Raw genomic sequence first — 21,971 nt, 5'->3', positions numbered from 1 at the left:
GATTTGTATGGTTTTTCATCACCGTATTGTTATTTATCCAAGTGCAAGATGCACAACACATGAAGATACATCGGAAAAGGAGCTTTCGTATGATGACACAGTATCGCCATATTATGATTGAAGATTTTGATGGCAGCCCAACACAATGTGAAATCGCAGCAATTCAATTTGCATTTGGTAAAAAGCTTCCGGACAGCTTTTTAGATTTCCTCGCTGTCGCTAATGGTGGCTACCTCGATTATATCTTTGTCAAAGAAGCCGGGGTAACAGACAAGATCCGCCCTATCTGTTCCATATTCACAACGCGGAGTGACGGTAGGCAATCTCAATTTTCTGATCATTTTTTATTTGAATTGGAATACGCACAACAAACTTATCAATTGGAAAAATTTATCCTTCCCTTTGCTAGGGATCACGAAGATAATCGATTTTGTTTGGATCTGACAAAACCAGATAGAGAACGCGTTATTTTTTGTCGCCAATCTTTTGATTATGGAATGGTGGTGGAAGTTTTAGCCAACCAGTTTTCAAGTTTTCTCAAGCAACTTCAACCTGATGAAGAGTTATTCCTCGAAAAATTAGAGTATGCGGAAGCGATGGGGGATGAAGAAATGTTAGCTCGACTCCAACAAAATCTAAATCGAATTCTCCCCCACTGGAAACTATTGCGTGCTTTCCAACCTTATGTTTCATAGGACAGGTGTCATCAGAGCTTCATACATCTTGATTAAGATTAAGCAATCTGTGGGGAAATCAAAAAACAATACTTTTGTATGATAAAAAGGTAACACATCAGAAAAAGCTTGAAATCAAACCATTTCAGCCCCAAAGTGTTATTGTGATCATTCATAAGATTTCGTAATTAGAACAGGTCATGAAGATAACTTGGCATTCTTGAAAGAAATTAGTCTCACGTGAGGAGGGAATGATGTTAAGACGCCGCCGCATTGCATCAATTAAACGCTATGCATTACAACAAAACTCAACGCGTCGACGCATTTATATGCGCAATCAACACCGTAAGGTCATGCTAAGAAGAAATAAAATGTTTATTCAGCACGAATCTGAGTCACAGCCAACAGCATAACACCGCTGTGGCTGTGTGTTCAGTTCATATCCTTGGTTTGTTGTTTTTCGGCTTTCTTTTGTGCTCTACGCATTTTAAAGAAATCACTGAGTAACTGACCACATTCGGTGTCGAAAACACCTGATGTGACTTCAATTTGATGATTGAGATTTTCCGACCTGACGATATTCATCACAGAACCTGCCGCCCCCGTCTTTGCGTCATTCGCACCAAATATCAATCGACGAATTCGACTGTGCACCAGTAACCCCGCACACATGGGACAGGGTTCAAGCGTGACATAAAGGTCACAGTCCACCAAACGGTAATTCATCATTTGTTGTGATGCCTGACGAATAGCAATCATCTCTGCGTGAGCAGATGGGTCATGACAGCCAATCGGACGGTTCCAGCCTTCCCCAATAATTTTCCCATCATGAACTACAATCGCCCCAACCGGGATCTCCCCGGCATCCCAAGCTCTTTGTGCCAAGGATAGTGCTTTTTTCATCCAATATTCATCATCATGTGACATGCAATGGGTCGACCTCATATCTGACTATCATTTTCTGCAAGTCTAACATGAATCCAGTGCTGACCTGTAATTCAGCACTTATTCAGCTCATTCCTTGCTATTCCATGTCACTTATCAGTCCAACACAAATCAACAAATGAGAATAATTATCATTTACATATAAACTGGCTTGTTGCATACTCCAAACCAGCAAAGATGTCATAGATAAACTATGCTTCAACAATCTATCTTTCATCAATTTATTCTTGAACAAATGGACGTTCAATCAAATAGTTATCATCTGGAGACCAACCCATGGCAAATACAAGAATCGAAAAAGACAGTATGGGGGAACTCGAAGTCCCTTCTGAAGCACTTTATGGCGCACAGACACAACGGGCAGTCAACAATTTCCCAATGAGTGGCCTCACGATGCCAAAGCAGTTTATTCGAGCGCTCATTTATGTAAAACAAGCTACGGCGAAGGCAAATGAGTCACTCTCCTTACTTCCCACTCCAATGGCCAATGCGATTGTCAAAGCTGGCGATGACGTTCTGAACAACGAGCGTTATGATCAATTTCCTGTTGATGTGTTCCAAACGGGTTCCGGCACCAGCTCGAATATGAATGCTAATGAAGTACTCGCAACGCTTGCAACAACAGACTTAGGTGAAACCGTTCATCCCAACGATCACATCAATATGGGTCAAAGCTCCAATGATGTGATCCCAACAACAATCCATGTCAGTGCTGCACTCTCCCTCCATGAACAACTCATGCCTGCATTAACGCATTTAGAGAAAACAATCCACGATAAAGCAAACAGTGTTGCTCATCATATCAAAACTGGCCGGACACATTTAATGGATGCAATGCCGGTGAGTATGGCACAAGAACTCAGAGCCTGGGCGCATCAGATCAAACTGGCACGCCAAGGAGTGGAGCATCACCAAAAAGATATTCTGGCATTAGCCCAAGGCGGAACCGCGGTTGGCACTGGGATCAATGCTCATCCTGATTTTGCACGGGTATTCGCACAGTCGTTAAGCCAAATGACAAAGCTACAGTTCCGCACCAGTGAGGATCTGTTTACATCCATCGCGACTCAAGACAGCGCCGTGGCTTTATCAGGTCAGCTCAAAACCACAGCAGTGGCACTGATGAAAATCGCCAATGATTTACGCTGGATGAATTCAGGACCACTGGCAGGACTCGGAGAAATCGAACTTCAACCGCTTCAACCGGGTTCTTCCATCATGCCAGGTAAAGTGAATCCCGTGATCCCTGAAGCAACAGCAATGGTTGCAGCCCAAGTCATCGGAAACGACGCCACGATTTCTGTTGCTGGACAGTCGGGGAACTTCCAGCTCAACGTGATGCTCCCTGTGATTGGTTATAACCTCCTCCAAAGTATTGAGATCCTTGCAAATGCAGCAACGCAACTTGCTGATAAAGCCATTCACACATTTAATGTCAATGAAAATAATCTGAAAGATGCACTGGCAAGAAATCCGATTCTAGTCACTGCCCTCAACCCGATTATCGGCTACAGTAAAGCCGCAGAAATCGCGAAGAAAGCTTACAAAGAAGGAAAACCGATTGTTGATGTTGCATTGGAAGAAACAGACTTACCGAGAGATGAACTAGAGCGCCTACTCAACCCTGAAAAACTGACAGAAGGCGGTATTCAGTCATAGTTTGTTTCTGATAGACAAAAAAATACCGCTCAATTGAGCGGTATTTTTTTAGGCTTCTCTTCTTAGAAATAATAGCCGACATTCATGTAAAAACGACCACTTGACTCATCAGTCATACTATCCAATGTTCCACCGATAAATGGCATATTCTTCGCCCAATAATAATCCATGACTACGTAGACAGCACCTGCACCTAAAGTCACCCCTGTGGCATTAAAGAAGGTATCTTCTATCTTATCTGTAGGATTCACTGACTTATCCCACATCAGACTAAGGTCATTGTAAACTTTTAATGTTTTAAAAGGTCCCATATTCACATTAAATGTATAAGCCAAGTTTAAATTACCTATTTTGGCTTCCCCTGGAATTGTATCATTGAAGTCAAAATAACCAATAACAAGCCGCTGCATGTCCCCTTCAAGATCATATTCATACTGCGTATATTGAGCCATCACGTTAAATGCACCAAATGTAGCATTAGTATGAAGTGCATATGCGGTCTTTTCACCAAGGTTTTTGACTAAGCACCCATCACTTTTAGCGCAACCATTGAACATTCTCTGGTATTGAAAAGACGCACCAATTTCCCAGTCCTTCGCTACATTAAATGCAAGCCGTCCAATTAAGCTATCGTCTTCTTGTAATACATTAGAAGCGACAACTGCAGTATTCGGTCCTTCTACACCACGTGTTGTGGTTCTAAAGCCAATAACATCAGGTGCATACCGTTCATTTGTAGATGATGAGCCATATTCAGATGACATAAACCAGCCAAGGTCAAGCCTCATCATATCATTTGTATATCGATAGAGAAGGCCCGTATCAAATTCATCTTCCAATCCCACATAATAGTTAATCGACTCAAAGAAATTATTTGAGTTAAATGGCGTATTACCAAATGGGATCAGCTGTATTCCTAACTGTACTCGACTGTTCTTATCAATATCGTAGCCAATCCATCCATGATGAATAAAGTGGTAATCATTATAAAATCGATATTGGGTTGAAAAGTCTATTTCGCCATTTTTACCTGAAACACCAATACGAAAAACATCAAGACCGGCATCACCCCAGCGGTTTTCATTATCCTCAGATGCCCCTTTAGGATAATCCTTCACGGAATATGTAAAACGGATCGCACCGTTCCAATTTACCTTATCCTCTGCTGCCACATACCCCGAGGCACAGACAGAGGCGACTGCTACTGCAATTGTTGCTAGCTTGCGCATAAGAAGCTCCTTTGTATTTTTATATACCAAACTCTTTAATTAAATTATCGAGTTCACCAGACGCTTCTAACTGTTCTAGCGCCTTGTTGATATTCTCTATGACAGTTTTTGCATTAGGGGTACGTTTCGATACAGTCATGAACAAATCCTTTTTCTCAATAGGCGTGGAATCAAAATGCAGGTTCTTCGCCATGCTCCCCAAACTCTTTTTTGCGGTATAAGACAAAACAATCTTATCTCCGATCGTAAAGTCCACGCGACCACGCGCGAGCTTTTTTAAATTCTGTTCAACCTTTCCGACATAGGACTTTGGAATAAAGTCTGCGTCTAATAATGCTTTTGGATAGCTATACCCGCGAACAAGTCCTGCATTTTTTCCTTTTAGAGAGTCATAACCTTCAAAGCTGAGTTTTTTGGCAGCGGGACTCACAACAACCAGTTCATTCGCAGCATATGGTTTTGAGAAAAACATATATTCTTTCCGCTCTTCATTTATCCATACAGCGGGTAAAACATGATAAAGTCCTTCCTCGACCCCTTGTAAAGACCGCTCCCAAGGGACAAATTTAAAATTCACCTGATAACCTGCGGTTTCAAGTGCTTTCATGGTAATTGCAACTGATAATCCGTTTTTAGGGAGATCCTTTCCAGAAAATGGCGGCCATTCGATCGCGGCCACTTTTAAAGTCTCTGCATAGCTTGAAAAACAAGTTAAAAAACAGATAAAAACAAACCCACGAAGCATTCTTTTTCTCAGTTGTTAACATTTGGCCCCCCTAAGTAAAGATCATAACTTCCTTATTCGCCAAAAAATTCTTACTAATTAGTTGACAAGGCCCATATTGCGCGTAGAGTAGAGTTTATGAAACAGATTCAAAGCACAGCAATTCAGTTTTATTTTTATACGCCACCTTAATCTCAGGAGGCGTTTTTGCTATGCGAAAAACTTTAAAAAAGCCTCCCACAACGGGAGGCTTTTTTTTTACCCATTTGAAAGAAACCGAAACGAGGACCCCATGACAGAGCAACTATTGGAATATCGAGAAAAAATTACAGAAATTGACAGTAACCTACTGAAATTACTAGCAGAAAGAAAAAGTCTAGTACAAAATGTTGCTGCTTTTAAGCTTGAAAATAACATGGCGGTACGTGACTTAAACCGTGAAGAGAAACTGTTACTCAAGCTGATTGAGCAAGGTGAAGCACTTGGGTTGCACCCTGTTTTTATCAGCCAAGTTTTTCATGCCATTATTGAAGACTCAGTTCTAAACCAACAAGCGAACCTTCAAGCCAATGTAAATCCTGGCGCACTTGGCCCAGTTAATAAGGTCGCCCATTTAGGTGCTCACGGGTCGTACAGTTATTTCGCAACGCAAAAATATTTTGCGCACCGCGAAGGACAATTGGTCGAAATCGGCTGTGATACGTTTATCGATATTATTGATCACGTTGAAAAAGGGCTCGCTGACTTTGGGATGCTTCCGATCGAGAATACATCCTCAGGTAGCATTAACGAAGTCTATGACCTTTTACAACACACAAATCTCTCGATTGTTGGTGAAATGACGCAACCCGTTCGTCATTGCCTCATGACCGCTGTCGATACAGAAGTGCATGATATCGAGCTTATCTATGCTCACCCACAGGTCCATGCACAATGCAGTCAGTTCCTCAATCGATTGAAGAATGTTACAGTTGAACATTGTCAAAGTACCTCAGATGCTTTTGAGCGTGTTAAAAATGCAGCGTCACCAAAAGTAGCTGCGATTGGTAGCGCTGAAGGCGGAAAAGCGTTTAATCTTTGCGTCATTAAAGAAGCACTTGCAAATCAGAAAGAAAATCACAGTCGTTTTATTGTCGTCGCAAGAAAACCTGTAGTCGTGGCGGAGCAAATTCCAGCAAAAACCACCTTTATCATGGCCACCGATCAAAAGCCTGGCGCACTGGTTGATGCATTGATGATCTTAAAGGCCCACAATATCAATATGTCTAAGCTAGAGTCCCGCCCTATCCAAGGCAACCCCTGGGAAGAAATGTTTTATGTTGATGTGCTGGCAAATAATGTAAACCCGAACTTCAAAGCGGCGATGACAGCTTTAGAGCATACAACACGCTTTATTAAAGTACTGGGGTGCTACCCAAGTGACTCCATCAAGCCTGTATATGTAGCGGAGCAACACCTGCGCTCTGCCAACTAACCCTAGTTCAGGTCCTCTTTCAACAGTGAGGTCATTGCCTCCTCAAAAAAGCCATCGTACTTGTGTGCGATGGCTTTTTTCTTCCAACGTCCTAATATATAAAACGTATCTGATGAATTGCGCAACGCGAATGGCAGAGGAATGAACCCTAGGATCCAGCGACTGAGGTTTTCAACCTACTTTATTTATCTGATTGTCTTTCTTCTTGGCAGTATGCTCTCTGCCTTGGTCTATTTTGATATGGAGGAAATCGAATCTCATTTTATCGGCTTAATTGACGAAAAAATACCAACCCTCAGCCATATTCAATCCTTCAAAGCCCATTTATCTGAGCAAGAACGAGAGCTATACGAATACTACGCGACGACCGAAGAAAAGTATTATCAAAAATTCCAGCTTCTTGCTGAAAAGTCTGATCAACTGATTCTTCTGATGCACAAAGAAGATGAAGCAGGCATTGAGACACAAAATATCTTTATGTACCAGAATAAGATCAAAGATATATCTCAGCTTTTTCATATGAATATGGCATCCTCAGATACCAATTGGGATAAAGCCCGTGAGCAGCTGATGGTCATGAGTGAACAACGAAGAATGATGCTTCCTTTACTGACAAAGATGGAAAGTAAAATCGCATCACAAGTCCGATCTGCATACGATTTAACAAAAAAAGAACTCAACTCTACAGGTGTGACTGTCCTCATTTTTAGTATCAGTATTATTCTCATTGCATTATTTATCGGTCGGTATATTAATAGTTACTTACGTATTTCTGCAAAGAATGAACGCCTCGTTCTATTCACCCAGCGGAACCCAAACCCGATCATCAGTATTACAGAAAGGCAGGGCGTCATCTTCTCAAATCCTGCGGCTAAAAAACTGCTCCATACGCTCAAGTTAGATGCCGACCAAATCAAGTCACTCATCCCTGCAAACTTTGGCCAAATCAAGCAAACGCTGTTTAACTCAAAGGAACCTTGGATACGCATTGATCGGGCATTAGAAGATCGCATCTTAGAGTATGAAGTGCATTGGCTCAAAGATATGCATACTTACGATCTGCATATTATGGACATCACGGAGCGAAAGATTGCTGAAGAACAATTGAATTATCAAGCAACCCATAACCCTACAACTGGATTACTCAATTTATATAAGCTTCAACAGGTGATCATCCAAAGATTGGCATCTGCTAGTGAACAAGAATTTACTTTAGGTCTCATTGAAATGCGTGAGTTCAATCGGCTCATCCGTAGTTACGGCATTGAAATAGCGACAGAGGCTAGAAAAACACTCGCGACACACCTTCGCGCATGTATTGAACAAAAAAAATCCGCTCAAATTTATCAAGTCAATGACCAAACATTCGCGCTCATAATACCTGGAAACCTCTCACTGACAGACATTCAGACTCTCGTATCATCTCTCTTAGAGACTTTAAAAACGAGCGCGTTGACGGCTTGCCACACGTATATCTCACAGCTGGATTTTGGTTTTTGTCATGCACCAGGACACGGTACAACCGTTCAAGACCTGATGCACAGCGCTGGGATTGCACTCGAAGACTCGATAGAAAACGCAGGGGCACACTGGCAGGTTTTCTCTGATGAATTAGGACAAAAGGTTCATCAACGTCTCGAAATTGAGCAGGCAATCCGTGATGCGATCGATCATCAAGAATTCGAGCTTTATTATCAGCCTCAATTGGATATTCAAAATAAAAAGATCATTGGTGTCGAAACCCTGATCCGCTGGCATCATGAGGACCGCTGGATATCCCCTGTTGAGTTTATTCCAATCGCTGAACAAACTGGCCTCATCGTGCCACTCGGCGAATGGATCCTCAAACAAGCATGTATTCAGGCAAAGACTTGGCAAGCATCTGGGTTTCCTGCACTCATCGTCGCTGTTAACATCTCTCCCGTCCAGTTCCGTCACCCAGAGTTTATTGAGATGGTTACCCGCACCATTGAGGACGTCGGCATTGATTCAGCGATGATTGAACTAGAGATCACTGAAGGTGTCGCGCTTTATAATGAACAGGAAACGATTCATATATTAGAGCAACTGCGAGGCCTGGGATTAAAGCTCTCAATCGATGACTTTGGTACAGGCTATTCTTCCCTATCCTATCTACAACAGTTCCCGATTGATAAGTTGAAAATTGATCAGTCATTTATTCGTGATATGACAGAATGTAAAGAAAATCAGGCCATTGTCCAGACCGTTATCGATCTAGCCCAGAACCTTCATTTAAAGGTGATTGCAGAAGGAGTAGAAACACAACAACATCAGGATTTCTTATTGAATAACGGCTGCGATGAAATCCAAGGATATTTGTTTAGCCGCCCCTTAAGCCACCAACAAGCAACCCAGTTTATCGAACAATATATGTCAGGCCCCTAATACGCATACCGAAACCCAAGGGCATAGGTAATATCTCGCCTTTCTACATCAGCGGCTGGCCGGCTGTCATAGGCAATTGTTACGGATGACTTCAAATTGAGACGATCGGTGAGTTTGCTTTCTATTGATGTCTCATTGAATGCACGAAAATCACCAAGATCATCGATTCGGGGCTGCGCTGCAAATGAATTGTTGAATAAGACATGGTCGTTGATCATCGTGTGATAGTGCCAGTACCCATTGAGTCGCCACGTGGATTTTGCCGGGGTATCCGGGGTAGAGAATTTATCTCTTTCATATGTCAAACCAATCCCCAATGCATCTTTATCCTTTTCCCAGCGTCGGCCAGCACCGAGTAACCAACGTAAATCCAGATCTTTAAACTCGTCATGTTCTGCCTGAAGAAAAACTTCGTTCGACCAGTGTTCATCTTGGTAGCGAGTCCAGCGCAAGTGTGCATTCCCCTTATTGGTATCCTTTTCTTTTTGGCTGCTACCATATTCCTTAGAGAGATAGAGCATATAGTGATCTTGTTCAACACGGCGAGATGTAAAGCCAGAGGCGCCATATTGCTGCTTATCTGTATTACCAGCCTTTCCAGCAAACTCCAACTCCACAGCAAGGTATTTTGTTTTTTCAACGGACTGCGCCCTTTCTGCTTCAAAATCCATCGCGGCCTCAACAGGAAAAGCATTTAGCATGAATAAGATAAGAAAAGATTGAAAAACTGGAATTTTTATCACAACGCCATAAGAGAAGAATGTACGCATGACTGACCTTATATACCTATATTTGGTACTTATTATATAGAAAAAAGGCCGGGGATAAACCGACCTTTCCTGCAAACCAAAATAACCGACAACAAATAAAGATAAATCTCAACTTGTTGCCTGTCGTCTTAGTTAAGCTTTTCTTTGATTCTCGCAGACTTACCAGAACGCTCGCGCAAGTAGTATAGTTTCGCACGACGAACCGCACCACGACGCTTAACTTCAACGCTGTCGATTAGAGGGCTGTGTGTTTGGAAAACACGCTCAACGCCTTCACCGTTAGAAATCTTACGTACTGTGAATGAAGAGTGAAGACCACGGTTACGCTTTGCGATAACAACGCCTTCGAACGCCTGAACACGCTCTTTTTCACCTTCTTTTACACGTACTTTAACAACAACAGTGTCACCAGGACCAAATGCTGGCACATCCTGTTTTAATTGAGCTTCTTCAAGCTCTTTGATGATATTGTGACTTACTTTACTCATTGATAAATCTCTCTTATACCTAGAGTTAACTGTCATCTAGCTGCAAGTGCAATCATACTCACGCTTGAAATCTTCAAGCAGTTTCGCTTGCTCCTCAGTCAGAGCTAGGTTTTCCAGTAGATCTGGACGACGTTGCCAAGTCCTTCCCAATGACTGCTTTAAGCGCCATTGTCGAATTGCTTCGTGATGACCACTCAGCAAGACATCCGGAACCTGTTGTCCATTCAGAACTTCTGGACGTGTGTAGTGAGGACAATCCAGTAACCCTTCCGAAAAAGAGTCTTGTTCTGCGGACATTTCATGCCCGAGTACACCGGGTACCATGCGCGATACTGCATCAATCAGTGTCATCGCTGGTAACTCACCACCACTTAAAATAAAATCGCCGATGGACCACTCTTCGTCGATCTCTGATGTGATGACGCGTTCATCAATTCCCTCATACCGCCCGGCAACCAGAACAAAATGTTGATGTGTCGCAAGTTGCTTTACACCTTCTTGATCCAGTTTTCGACCTTGCGGCGACAAGTAAATTGTTTTGACATTGTCACCTGCGGCAGCTTTCGCTGCACGAATTGCATCTTGTAACGGCTGGACCATCATTAACATGCCTGGGCCACCGCCATAAGGTCTATCGTCTACCGTCCGGTGTTTATCATGGGTGAAATCACGAGGATTCCAGCACTTGATATCCAAAATTCCGCGTTTTACGGCTCGACCAGATACACCCTGCTCGGTGATTGCGTGAAACATCTCTGGGAATAGGGTCACTACTCCAAAAGAAATACGTGCTTGTGACACGGCTTAAAACCCGGGGTCCCAGTCCACCAAAATCTTTGATCCCTCTAGATCAACAGACTTGATGACGGTATCCATCACGAACGGTAATAAGCGTTCACGCTTACCAAAAGCGTCGTTGCTATTCGCTTTCACAACCAGCACATCATTTGAGCCAGTTTCCATCAGATCATCCACTTGCCCGAGGTTGTAGCCTTTTTCAGTTACAACATCGAGGCCGATGAGATCTCGCCAATAAAAATCTTCATTGCCAAGTTCAGGCAATAACGCACTGTCCACACCGATTTCGGCATTGGTAAAGCGCTGTGCTGCGTCTCTGTCTGATAACTCAGCCAGTTTCACAACAAGACCTTTATTATGACGTCGCCATTCAGCAGGCAGGAATTCCTGCCATTGTCCGCCAACGTGAATGCGCCACGGACTATATTCGAAAATCCCTTCGGGATCATCGGTGAAGGAGTGAACCTTCAGCCATCCTTTAATGCCGTAAGGGGCACCGAGTTTCCCCAGGACGACTGTCTCGCTTTGCGTTGCCATTCCTACCACCTCAACCAGTTAATTAAGCAGCTTTACGCGCGTCTTTAACTAGTTTTGCTACGCGATCAGAAAGCGATGCGCCTTGACCTACCCAGTGTTCAACACGGTCTAGATCGATGCGTAAACGCTCTGCTTGACCAGCAGCGATTGGGTTGAAGAAGCCTACGTTCTCGATGTAACGACCATCGCGTGAATAACGGCTGTCCGCAACCACAACTTGATAGAATGGACGCTTCTTCGCGCCACCACGTTGTAAACGAATTGTTACCATAACGTCCTCTAATACATTTTGGTTGTTTGCAAACTCCCCCGACAGGGTCGGAGAAGCCCGTGAATTTTACGGATTTTCGCTCTAAATGCAAGGAAAAAAGCCATCAAACCTAACAAAAGTGCTCACGGAACAAACAATTTGTCCAATGGGTAAGCATAGTCAAATCATCATAGATGGCGAACCCTTCCCTGAATTAGGGTTTTGAGCAGCTTTTTCCCCTTCTTTTATCAGCAAAAAATAAAAAGCCCGGATTGAAGTTCCGGGCTTAAAAGCATATTCGAATAAATGATTAAGCGTTTTCCTTTGTTTCTTCGAAAAGCTTTTCAAAGTGCTGCTCTGACTCCCGAAATTGGATCAAGGCTTTTTCCAGATAAGCTTTTACTTCATCCACATAACCATCAGTCGATGCTGACCAGACTCGGTTGACGTAACGCTCACCAGCAGCAAAGCCACTCATCACATCTGCATAATGTTGAAGTCCAAAACGTTGCACCATCGCATTCCGAGACTCCGCAAAGTTGGTGAGATCTTCCCGAAGCAATCTATCAATCTCAAATCGTGCTTCATACGGTGGTAGCGACTCTTTATTGCGATTCAGCTCTTCCAAGTTTTTTACGATGTTTTTTATGCTATCAGACAGAAGATCCATATTTGCACTTAAATGCACATCACACTGGGCTGCTTTTTTCTCACCAGATTTAAGTAGAACGACACCAACACAACCAACAATAAAGAGCGGGACAAAGATAAACCAGTTTACTTTTTCTGGGTCAAGCACACAGATAAAAGAACCCGACAGGAAAGAAATTGAGATAAGTGCGTAAGCAATATTTTTCATGAGCGCTCTCCTTAGATCGTCGACTGGGCGATTTTATGGATGGCAAAGCCTACACCAGCCAGTGCTTCACCGACAATCAAACCCGCCGCAATCGGGATCCCTTTTTCTTCAGCAAAACGCTCACCATATTTCCAGTTGGTCGCCAAGCGCAGTGCAGTACCGATGCTGTAGGTCAAAACAATACTGAAAGGTAGATAGAACCCAAGACCAACTGTAATACCTAGCCCACCAGCCGTTGCACTGAGGAGTGCACCAAGTCCAGCACCAGCCAAGTATTTCTCAACAGGGACATCCCCGCCCAAAATACCTTTCATCATACTGGCAAGTGCCTGCCCCTGTGGTGCAGGCAACTTATCACTACCCAGTGTGTATGCTTCATGTAAAAGGAAGATCAAACCGATAATGAGAATCGGACCGAGCCACGCACCGAGAAACTGGCCTAATTGCTGCATCCGCGGGGTTGCACCAACCAAGTAGCCTGTCTTTAAGTCCATCATCAGATCGGTCGCTTGAGACATCGCAACACAACAGGCCGCACCAACCATGACAGATGCAATAATTGCAGCACGGTCACCAATACCACTGGCAATAAAGATAAGGAGTGTCACCGCAATCAAGGTCATGCCGCTCAGCGGTGACCAGTTTGTCCGGCCAATGCATTCAGACAAAATCACGCCCGCAAGCCAGACCCAAAGTGTCCCAAATACAGCCATCAAAATGCCGCGGCCAATTCCCATTTCTTCTGTTGAGGAAATTGCAATCGCACACAATAAAACAGCGGAACCAGCCACTGCAAAGTAAAGCAGTTTAATTGGCATTTCATCTTTTGATAATGCTGCACCAGATTTCGAAGCATTCTGCATGCTCTTCACCGCAGAGACAACGAGTGGGAACGCAAGAAATATCCCCATAATTGCCCCACCAATGATCATGCCAATCCCGACGGGCTTATAAAGTAAGTCTTTCAAATGATGTGGATCAGAAAGCACTTTGCCAGTCTCTGGATCTGTCGACATCAACCCGGTGACATCCAACAATGGCCCTAGGAACCAGTAACAGACAAAACCACCGATAATAAATGCAATCCCGCCTTTTCCAGCGATATAGCCAACACCGATGGTTAATAAAGAAAGGTACCAGATCCCATTCATATATTCTGGCATTCCAATCACAGCACCCAAATCGAAGTACTCAAACTCATTGGACACCGTCAGATAGCCTGTCACTGCTGCTAATAACGCAGAACCAATCAGCAATTGTGCTTTTTGAATACCTGCACCTGGAGATTTAAGAATAGTTGCCACCGCAACCCCGCCAGGGAACGTTAAGCGTTCATAGTCAATCATTTGCTTACGCAATGGAATGATAAAAGCAATCCCAAGAAAGGCACCAGCCATACAGCCAAAAGCCATCAAGTATGGGTTAAAGTTTGTTTCACCAAGAATAAATAAGGCAGGCACTGAGAACATCATCCCAGATGAAGCACCATTCACAGCACTCGCAACCGTCTGTGTGATGTTGTTCTCAATAATACTGTTTCTTCTTAATAAACCGCGCAGAATCCCGAAGCCAAGTATCGCGGCCAACTCCGACCCTTCAATCGAAAAGCCAAGCGTTAATGATGCATAGCCGATACTTAAAGCAATTACAGCTCCCAAAAAATATCCAACGAGTACCGCGGGAAGCGATAGCTCCGGATATGGTCCTATCCGTACAGGTTGTACAGAGCTTGACCCCGTCGTCGCACTGACCTCAGACACATGATCCCCCTTATGCTTATATTTTTTGATGTATCCGTTTTATTCAAGCCACCCAGGATGTTTTGGAATCAGTGGATTGAATAAAATACAGACACACTTTTGCATTTTTCTTTCGATAAATCTCCGTGTTTTACCACAGGTATCGCCTAGGGAAAATAAAAAATGAGTTTTAGTGCAAGAAAATCCAGACGAAGTTCATCAAAGCATCTGGGCAGATGATGATTCAAATTGATATGTATTTCAGCCAATACAATCCATCACTCAACCCAAAAGTGAAACAAAATGTGAATACACCCGTGTTTCTAATGAACTTTTTTCCTATTTTATTAAAACAATCAAACTTAGTTCCAATTGAAAATACACAATAAACCCCGCAACATTTTCCGCTGCCGTTCCAAAGAGGAAAGAATTTATGAAACTGAGTAAGACAACCTGCTGCGACTACAAAGAGCGTCGTGACGTACGTTTAAGCAGCCCTTGTTCAATTTCCCGAATGGCCTACTTATTTCAATACTGGTGTTTACCTGTGACGGTGATCAGGTATCCACTTGTATTCGAGTCCTATCGTGCGAAAGCCTCTCTTCATTGGTTTCTTTCTATCCGTTAACCCGTTATTTCCTGGCTGTTGGTATTAGGAGTCGTCATGATAACGAAACTATTTCCACTCATACGTTATTTGATGAGCATTTGCTCAGTCACATTGATTTCTTCTGTTTCTGCGACAGAATCAGTCTCTTTTTTTAATCGAACGGAAGCTTTGAACAAGCAGTCTTCGATTGAAGAAGCCTTTTATACGCCTTTCAGGCATGCTCGCATTCATATTGCGAGCCAGTCTTTTGAAAAAAAGCTTCGTAAGCGGCTTCACAATCACGCACAGTTATCCAGCCGTGATCAGCTAAAACTTAGCCATACTAGTCATACGGAGTCTCACCGATATCGAACTTATCAGCAGTATCATATGGGGCTTCCTGTTCTCGGCGCAGAACTCACTCTCGTTTTGGATAAGCAGGATCGCATAATACAGTCCTACGGCACGCTCATCAAAGGGCTTGAAGAGACTGAGTTTTACCCACGGCAGCAAGTCACAACAAAAGATGCGCTCTCAATGGTAAAAAGAATTGTCGACCCAGAGTCTCGTTATCAAATCCAGTTGCAATCCATACAAAGGGCTATTTTTCTCACCCCAGAAAACCACCCTACATTCGTGTTTGAAACAATACTCTTCATGGACACACATGAAGGGCAACAAGATCCAAAGCGTTTATCGATTTTCTTTGATCCACAATCACAATCAATTGTGGAACAAGTTGAAATGCTAACACATTGGCAACCCCCAAAGATTTCGGACGACAGACCTCAACTGAATACGCAGATTATTGTCAGTCAATCCCGTCGCATTGCAGGTGGTGGTCCTGGTGGTAATGAAAAACAACCCCATGCAGGCTACCCAGCTTTAGAAGATGCATTAACAACGTATCCACCGAAAACTTTTTCCGTCTTGGAAAATACTTTATCCGGCGGTAAGAAACAGTGCCTGTTTTCTTCTGATGATGTTGAGACGAGAGACGCCAGACATTTGTCTTCTACCGATCCGCTGCCAGAACACCCCTATACATACGATTGTACAGACTCTAAAGAAAACACCTATCAGTCAATCAATGACGCTTTATCGCCACTCAATGATGCACACTATAGGGCCCAGATCACTTCACTCATGTTTCATGAATACTTTGGTGAAAAACCATTAGGAAAGCTACCGATTATTCAGTATGTCCATTATGGACAACAATATAACAATGCTTTTTGGAATGGAAAGTATCTTGCCTTTGGTGATGGAAATGCAAAAAGCTACCCGCTCGTTGCACTAGACGTCGTCAGTCATGAAATTGCTCATGCATTTACTGAAAAGTCAGGCCAAAAACACAAACGTATGGCACGCCGTGAAGCAAAAGCCATTAATGAAGCATTCTCAGATATGGCAGGAGAAGCCACTGAGCACTTTCTTTATGGTTCGAACGACTGGCAGCATAATGATGAATCTACACGAGGGGATGGCGCGCTCCGATATCTGGATGATCCGACACGCAATGGGCATGGCATCAAGCATATTCGAGATCACTTCCCAAGACAGTCACCTTATGATGCCGCTGGGGTTTTCACCCATGCATTTTATCAACTGGCAACGATCGATAAGCCATGGAATACAAAATATGCATTCATTGCTTTTGCGAAGGCGAATCAGCATTGTTGGCAATCACGCTCAAGCTTCATTGAAGCCGCTGATTGTGTCATGCAACAAGGTGAAGCTGTCGCGTATAAAATGCGTCAAGATGGGGTCAAAAAACCCGATGGAACTCCCTATCCAGCATTTGAATTAAAAAACCATATCCGTAAGGCATTTCAGGTTGTTGGGATCCAACTTCGTCTAAACGATGGCGTCACTGCAACGTTTCAGGCGACACCTTCATTCCTCCAAGTCCAGTTTGTCGCTAGTGCAACTCGGGAGGGGGACGATATTCCCGAAGAACAACTCTCGAACTGGCAGATCCACTGGGATTTTGGAGATGGGACACAACTTGATGGGACTTTAAAGCCGCTCTATCGTTACACACAGGCTGGCGAATATACAGTCACAATGACCCTAATCTCGCCACAAGGTGAAGAAGATCAGATCAGCTTACCGATTTCAATCCAAGCTGATTACTGCCAGGCAATCGGAAAAACAGCGAAGCGAAACTGGCTGAGTCAAGTCGAAATTAATCATGTGAAATATACTTCTGATATTGCACCTTACTCTGATCGCCGTGCCATTCCGGTTCATATTAAGAAAGGGACACATGCGAACTTAAAAATCATTGGAGAGACCGATCTAGGTATTACCCGCCGTCAAAGCAAAGTATATTACCTTTGGCTCGACTTTAACCGAGATGGTCGGTTTCATCCGTCTTTGGAGCTTGTCATGCGAAAAGTCACGGATAAGGACACAATTGAAACATCTATTGATTTAGCCAAGTTCTCTGGACGTTCGCTTTCTGCTCGTTTTATCGTTTCTCCAGAGTTGATCCGCAAGCCTTGTGGCCAGTTTTCCGGTGAGGTTGAAGATTATCGTCTAGAAATGACAGACGAAGCCCCGCTTCGGATCTTGAATATCGGGCGGGGCGCTTCCGTCCTGAAGCCGTAAGTTTCTTGCCAGCCCGCAAGAGCTACACGCAGGCTCACGCGTACGGCCGTGAGCCACATACCGTTCAGCTCTACCGTATAAGTTTTCGTAGCGCTTCTTTTTTACAATATCTGACAGGTGATGTCATGAAATTCAATCTATTGTCTGTATCCTTATCACTGTACACTTTTCATGTTTCAGCCATTGTTGAAACTTCAATTCCCAATGATAATCAACCCGTATCGTTCCGATGTACTCCCGTCGATGACGGTCCCAAACAAGGAGTGAAGTCTTGGTTTGAAGCCACAATTGAGCACCCTTTTGACCTCAATGGTGATCAGCAGGTTCTTGTTTGTTTAAACCGTCATGATGAATCATGTGATTATCATCCAGAAGACAACCCGCACATCCGTCAAGAACTCAATTTGCCATTTAAAGGTCGGATCATCTTAAATGATGCGCTTTATTACATCTACGATACGGGAAATGCGCCGAGGAATCGATTTCGCGTTCAAACCAATATTCATATTCGAGGTCATCAAGGCCGATGGATCCCGATTAACTGGGAGAATAGCCGCCACCGCATGATTGATTTTTTTAACTATCACATTAACTTTGAGAAGAAAATTACCACCATTAACTGGAGTATTCCAAGAAGAGCAGGCGCGTTTGGCAACATTCGGCAATTTTCTCCGAATCAAGCACTGGATTGGCGGATCACCTTTGCTGTTGAAGGCTCACCTGGCTTTCAGCCGGGAACAAAACAGTATGTCATCGAACTCACATCCGGCCCATCGTCGCAAAGTGCCCATTCTTATCCTGTATTATCTCCACTCACCCTATCTCTTGATGGCCGGTAATAAAATTGGCTAAGACACCAACTTTCATCCTCGAAAAGTATCACTATGGAAACAAAGAAGAGTCTCATTGAGACTTTTCTTATATCCACCCTCAACAAAGTTCATGCTATCCACACACATCGTTTACTCTAAATTATCTTTACCATTCAACATATTAAATTATGTATAGCTCATGAAAATAAGCTTAAAGTTACTTATTACTTGAATATTAATTCTTTGGTGTTAAAATAGCTCTTTTTTTGAACAACTCCCAGTAACAAGCGAAAACTATCAAAAGGATCGTTTTCGTCATTTTTTAGTGAGAAAGAAGTGAAAAAACCCGTGATCAACTTTGTACTCCTCTGTATGGGTCTAGTGCAACTCCCAATTTATGCAAATACAACCGCGACAAGCGAAATCGTACAAGGTGAAGCCAACGTATTTCCTGTGAATCCAGTCATTGCTTTGCAGCGTGATGATATTTCTGTCAATACACCCGATTCCATCCTAGCAGATGCGTATAAACCTCGAACGCTCCCAGAAGTCACAAAAATAACAACACAAGATGGCCGAGTGACATATCACCTAAAAGGCTCAAAAGCTTATATTTCTAACTATGCATCTAACGCTGTATCAAATAATGGTCAGTGGCTCCATAGCCGACGTGACGGTCAAGCATTCCAATATGCGAATGCCTATTATCTGGTTGATGCAGCTCAGCGTTATTACGAAAGTTTGCTTCCTGAGGATAAAAAGGAAAGTTGGTCGATTAAGCCAATCCATATTGTTTTAGATAGTACATCAGGCTCTTCCTATAAATCTGACTCTCACACACTTGTTCTTGGTGGTTCAAATATTTTGAATGCTACAAGATGTTCAAATGGCTCAGAGTGTTCAACTGCACCAAATGCAGAAGATAGCGATATAGTTATCCATGAATTTGCGCATATCATTGGTAGCCAAGTTGTTGGTCGTCGAGACTTAAGCATTGTTACAGGTGATTGGCATACAATGGATGAAGCTTTTGCCGACTACTGGGCAATGAGTTATCGCTGGGGGATTTCCAATAGGAATTTTAAAAAGAATACTTGGGCAGTTTGGGCTGAATCAAATAGAGTTAGAAGTGTTAATCAACCAACAAATAAATACGATCCAGAAAAAACGTATACCGGACACCACGATCACTCAGAGCCTGTCTGGTCTACCCCACTGTATCAAAGCTTTCTAGAGTTAGTAGAAGGAGGGCTAGCCCATAAAGATGAAATTGATAAAGTGATAGTTCTCTCCATGGAGAATTTATCACTCCATTCGAATATGCCATTATGGGCAAATTCAATTATAAGTACAGCAAACAAGCTATACCCAAATAAACCAATTGCAGAAGTTTTTGAAAAGCACTTTATTCAACAGGGCATTTTAGAACCTCGAGTTGATATACATCACGTCGATGTATCAGATTTATTGATCCCAGGTCATACGTGGACAATTACGCCAGTGATCAATACGCCTGAATCCAGCAAGTTGACACAAATTTCGGCTGCAATCACTCCAAAAACAGATAATATTGAGGTAATCACGGGTACAATTCATAACACTTCACCAAACCCGTTCTCTTTTTCTGAATTCTCTCAGCCACTTGCAATAAGTACGAAAAATTCTCAGTGTGGTACTAATGCAGAGTTTGATTTAACAATTAGTGCTATTGATAAAGGCGGAAAAGAAGTAGAGTTGAAAAAGTCTTTTTCTGAAACTATCGGCTACCCAATGGAAGAAATGTGGCTTAGATTAAACCGCCTTGACTCAATCGATGATAAAGATAAACGTTCTTCTTCTTTCTTTATTTCTGGTACTAATAAATTAATTAATCATATTAGAATTTGGGTTGATCTGGAGCTAAATGAAAAAATTACGGAGCCTTTTGAAATTATTCTTGAATATGGCTACCCTAGTGAAGAGTTCATCATCTATAGAGGCTCAACAGATAATGGGCGATTGCAACAGTACTTACCAATTTTCCATTCAGAAAAAAATAGTTTAGAAGCTTTAAAAGGAAGAAGCTTAGATACACAATGGGCACTTAAAGTCAGAACAGGGCAATCGACGTATACAAATGGTCAGCTTGATCTTGTTGTGAAACAATGGGGTGTTATTCACCAGACAAAAAGCTTCACTTGTGAGGCTCAGCATCGAGTTATCAAACAAATCTATGCTCCGGAACACACTGAGCAAGAAATCAATACTTATTATCCAGGCTTCCAATCGGATAAAAAATTAGAAAGTTGGTCAACTCTTGAGCAAGAAGGAGTGATCAATACAAGTGTCATACTGGATAAGCTTAAGCTTTCGGTACACAAACTACCTGAACAACAACAACCTGTAATTAATCAAAAGTTTGATACAAACTTGGAATACGCTCAGAACAAGTTAAGCGAAAAGATCGAAATCATTGTGCCAAGTGTATCGCACCCATGGATCATCGAGCCAAGATTGAAAAAAGCTGTTTTTACATCAAATGAAGTCGTTCACATTGCACCAACATTTAATAAGCTGGCAGAAAGCTATCTGTGGAAACAAGTTGATAGCTCAGGCATTAACATAGATCTGAGTGATGCTGAGCATTCTTTAACATTTTTTGCTCCCATTGTGACTCAAAAAACAAATTTAGTTTTTGAGCTTGTTGCTGGTGATAAACAATACAAAAGCGCACCTGTTCGCTTCGAAGTCACCGTTGTCCCAACAAAGCCAGAAATCGTCCGTATGGATAAGAGCTTGCCACAAATCCAATCTGGACAAATGTTGACAGTCCGTTCCAGCATCTTGAACCTAGATCAATCCGGGCAGACTAGATATCAGTGGCGCGGTAAAGATGGCTTGTCATTGAGCAGAGATACAACTCAGGGTTCACTTTCGTTCCAAGTGCCAACGGTCACCACTCAAAAAGAGATGGCGCTAGAACTTATCGTCAAACAAGATGGTATCGAAAGTTCACCAAGAACTGTGTCATTTACAGTACTACCAAAGGCAAGTGCACCATCAAACCCAGTCGTAAACCCACCTTCGACAAATACAGGTGGATCAACACCGCCAAATAATAACTCAGGCGGCACTGGTTCTAATGACCCAGTTCCACCAAAAACGGACACAAATACGGATCCAAAAACACCGGGGGTTACGCCACCGCCGACAAATACTGGGTCAGACGATACTGGATCGAATGACACTGGAACGAACAACTCGGATACAGATAACAATGGACACAATGATGATGTTCCTCAGTTTGAACAGCCACAACAACCTATAAACTCAGGTGAGAGTGGTGGCGGATCGATGTTCTATCTGCTGTTATTACTCCCTGTTGTTTTACGCAGGGCTGTGCGTTAAGGCATTCTTTGCTTAGGA

General features: G+C 42.9%; 19 protein-coding genes. 9 read left to right on the top strand and 10 right to left on the bottom strand.

The annotated features are described in order from the left end of the window. Nucleotides 1-89: 89 nt before the first annotated feature. Together C505_RS0114560 and C505_RS24395 are read left to right on the top strand one after the other, a co-directional pair. Nucleotides 90-695 carry an SMI1/KNR4 family protein gene (locus C505_RS0114560; protein ID WP_018693365.1) on the top strand — a complete coding sequence of 202 codons (606 nt, stop codon included), beginning with the start codon at nt 90-92 and terminating at the stop codon, nt 693-695. A 233-nt stretch (nt 696-928) separates the two neighbouring features. After that, on the top strand, nt 929-1,087 hold the full coding sequence (locus C505_RS24395) for a hypothetical protein (protein WP_018693364.1): 159 nt from the start codon (nt 929-931) through the stop codon (nt 1,085-1,087). Between the two features lie 19 nt (nt 1,088-1,106). Here the strand turns inward: C505_RS24395 and tadA are convergent, their stop codons facing one another. Then, nucleotides 1,107-1,601 carry a tRNA adenosine(34) deaminase TadA gene (tadA, locus tag C505_RS0114550; RefSeq protein WP_018693363.1) on the bottom strand — a complete coding sequence of 165 codons (495 nt, stop codon included), beginning with the start codon at nt 1,599-1,601 and terminating at the stop codon, nt 1,107-1,109. A 294-nt stretch (nt 1,602-1,895) separates the two neighbouring features. Between tadA and C505_RS0114545 the strand changes: the two genes are divergently transcribed. Next, nucleotides 1,896-3,278 (top strand): class II fumarate hydratase, encoded by a 1,383-nt coding sequence (locus tag C505_RS0114545; RefSeq protein WP_018693362.1) that lies wholly within the window; start codon nt 1,896-1,898, stop codon nt 3,276-3,278. A gap of 62 nt (nt 3,279-3,340) precedes the next feature. Here C505_RS0114545 and C505_RS0114540 read toward each other — a convergent pair whose 3' ends face one another. Then, nucleotides 3,341-4,507, bottom strand: coding sequence for a porin (locus C505_RS0114540; protein WP_018693361.1), 1,167 nt, complete (start codon nt 4,505-4,507; stop codon nt 3,341-3,343). Between the two features lie 19 nt (nt 4,508-4,526). Continuing rightward, nucleotides 4,527-5,252 carry a substrate-binding periplasmic protein gene (locus C505_RS0114535; protein WP_018693360.1) on the bottom strand — a complete coding sequence of 242 codons (726 nt, stop codon included), beginning with the start codon at nt 5,250-5,252 and terminating at the stop codon, nt 4,527-4,529. 271 nt (nt 5,253-5,523) lie between these two features. Here C505_RS0114535 and C505_RS0114530 point away from each other — a divergent pair, with 271 nt between their 5' ends. Further along, nucleotides 5,524-6,705 (top strand): chorismate mutase, encoded by a 1,182-nt coding sequence (locus C505_RS0114530; RefSeq protein ID WP_018693359.1) that lies wholly within the window; start codon nt 5,524-5,526, stop codon nt 6,703-6,705. 141 nt (nt 6,706-6,846) lie between these two features. Then, nucleotides 6,847-9,111, top strand: coding sequence for a putative bifunctional diguanylate cyclase/phosphodiesterase (locus tag C505_RS23770; protein ID WP_018693358.1), 2,265 nt, complete (start codon nt 6,847-6,849; stop codon nt 9,109-9,111). Here C505_RS23770 and C505_RS0114520 read toward each other — a convergent pair. From C505_RS0114520 to C505_RS0114490, 7 genes are all read right to left on the bottom strand, one after another. After that, nucleotides 9,108-9,881: a DUF481 domain-containing protein gene (locus C505_RS0114520; protein ID WP_018693357.1), complete on the bottom strand. Its 774-nt coding sequence runs from the start codon at nt 9,879-9,881 to the stop codon at nt 9,108-9,110. The two genes, C505_RS23770 and C505_RS0114520, sit on opposite strands and share 4 nt — an antisense overlap. A gap of 128 nt (nt 9,882-10,009) precedes the next feature. Next, nucleotides 10,010-10,369, bottom strand: coding sequence for a 50S ribosomal protein L19 (gene rplS, locus C505_RS0114515; protein ID WP_018693356.1), 360 nt, complete (start codon nt 10,367-10,369; stop codon nt 10,010-10,012). 36 nt (nt 10,370-10,405) lie between these two features. After that, nucleotides 10,406-11,170 carry a tRNA (guanosine(37)-N1)-methyltransferase TrmD gene (trmD, locus tag C505_RS0114510; RefSeq protein ID WP_026317989.1) on the bottom strand — a complete coding sequence of 255 codons (765 nt, stop codon included), beginning with the start codon at nt 11,168-11,170 and terminating at the stop codon, nt 10,406-10,408. A gap of 3 nt (nt 11,171-11,173) precedes the next feature. Beyond that, a complete protein-coding gene (rimM, locus tag C505_RS0114505; RefSeq protein ID WP_018693354.1) occupies nt 11,174-11,704 on the bottom strand; it encodes a ribosome maturation factor RimM in 531 nt (176 codons plus the stop codon). 22 nt (nt 11,705-11,726) lie between these two features. Further along, complete coding sequence (gene rpsP, locus C505_RS0114500) at nt 11,727-11,975, bottom strand: 30S ribosomal protein S16 (RefSeq protein WP_018693353.1); 249 nt, start codon at nt 11,973-11,975, stop codon at nt 11,727-11,729. 289 nt (nt 11,976-12,264) lie between these two features. After that, complete coding sequence (locus C505_RS0114495; RefSeq protein WP_018693351.1) at nt 12,265-12,813, bottom strand: hypothetical protein; 549 nt, start codon at nt 12,811-12,813, stop codon at nt 12,265-12,267. Nucleotides 12,814-12,824: 11 nt separating this feature from the next. Continuing rightward, nucleotides 12,825-14,573, bottom strand: a complete 1,749-nt coding sequence (locus C505_RS0114490; RefSeq protein WP_018693350.1) for an OPT family oligopeptide transporter — start codon at nt 14,571-14,573, stop codon at nt 12,825-12,827. A gap of 412 nt (nt 14,574-14,985) precedes the next feature. Here C505_RS0114490 and C505_RS24390 point away from each other — a divergent pair, with 412 nt between their 5' ends. The 4 genes from C505_RS24390 (at nt 14,986) to C505_RS0114470 (ending at nt 21,953) form a co-directional block, all read left to right on the top strand. After that, complete coding sequence (locus C505_RS24390; protein ID WP_157369061.1) at nt 14,986-15,180, top strand: hypothetical protein; 195 nt, start codon at nt 14,986-14,988, stop codon at nt 15,178-15,180. A 36-nt stretch (nt 15,181-15,216) separates the two neighbouring features. Next, the gene (locus C505_RS23765) at nt 15,217-17,754 is read left to right on the top strand and encodes a M4 family metallopeptidase (RefSeq protein ID WP_018693348.1); all 2,538 of its coding nucleotides are present in this window, start codon (nt 15,217-15,219) and stop codon (nt 17,752-17,754) included. A gap of 125 nt (nt 17,755-17,879) precedes the next feature. Continuing rightward, nucleotides 17,880-18,593, top strand: a complete 714-nt coding sequence (locus C505_RS0114475; RefSeq protein WP_157369059.1) for a hypothetical protein — start codon at nt 17,880-17,882, stop codon at nt 18,591-18,593. 309 nt (nt 18,594-18,902) lie between these two features. Continuing rightward, nucleotides 18,903-21,953 carry a hypothetical protein gene (locus tag C505_RS0114470; RefSeq protein ID WP_157369057.1) on the top strand — a complete coding sequence of 1,017 codons (3,051 nt, stop codon included), beginning with the start codon at nt 18,903-18,905 and terminating at the stop codon, nt 21,951-21,953. Nucleotides 21,954-21,971 lie beyond the last annotated feature (18 nt).

The sequence above is a fragment of the Algicola sagamiensis DSM 14643 genome (assembly GCF_000374485.1).
Lineage (GTDB): Bacteria > Pseudomonadota > Gammaproteobacteria > Enterobacterales > Alteromonadaceae > Algicola > Algicola sagamiensis.
The sequence above is the reverse complement of the archived record's forward strand: the minus strand, read 5'-3'. Positions and strand labels throughout refer to the sequence as shown.